Raw genomic sequence first — 681 nt, forward strand, 5'->3', positions numbered from 1 at the left:
AATGCCTGACCCCATAGAAACCTTAGCCGCTGCCGAACAGCTCGTGCGAGATGGCTTTATTGTTTTGCCATATTGCCATGCTGATCCGGTGTTATGTAAACGGCTGGAAGAAGTTGGCTGTGCTGCGGTGATGCCATTGGGTGCGCCGATTGGTTCGAACAAAGGTATCGCTTCGCACGATTTTCTAGAAATCATTATTGACCAAGCGAACGTACCTGTTGTCGTGGATGCGGGAATTGGTGCGCCTTCACATGCGGCAAGAGCGATGGAAATGGGCGCGGATGCCGTGTTGGTCAATACGGCGATCGCTGCTGCAAGTAATCCCGTTGCGATGGCGAAAGCGTTCAAGATGGCAGTCGAGTCAGGTCGTATGGCTTATGAAGCTGGGCTTGCAGGGAAAGTTTCTCATGCCGTTGCTTCCAGTCCGCTAACGTCTTTTCTCGATGAACTGTAGAAGTGAGGGTTCAAGATGAGCTTTTATGATCGCTTTCAGCAGCTCGATTGGGATGACATATCCATGTCGATTTATGCCAAAACGGCGCAGGATGTGGAAAGGGCGCTAGCAAAACCGAAACGAGATTTGGAAGATTTTAAAGCGTTGATTTCTCCTGCTGCTGAACCGTACTTAGAGCAGATGGCAAAGTTTTCTTATTCGCTGACGCGTAAGCGTTTTGGCAACAC

The 681-nt window shown here is 49.8% G+C and carries 1 protein-coding gene and 1 pseudogene; both read left to right on the forward strand.

The window, feature by feature from the left end; all coding sequences use genetic code 11:
* A partial coding sequence (locus R7Z47_RS25025) for a HisA/HisF-related TIM barrel protein (protein ID WP_411913064.1) occupies positions 1-454 on the forward strand: 454 nt, incomplete at its 5' end.
* A 15-nt stretch (positions 455-469) separates the two neighbouring features.
* Positions 470-681 (forward strand): annotated as a pseudogene (thiH, locus tag R7Z47_RS25030) (2-iminoacetate synthase ThiH); the annotation flags it as partial.

The organism is Vibrio sp. 1641 (assembly GCF_033339995.1).
Taxonomy (GTDB): domain Bacteria; phylum Pseudomonadota; class Gammaproteobacteria; order Enterobacterales; family Vibrionaceae; genus Vibrio; species Vibrio alginolyticus.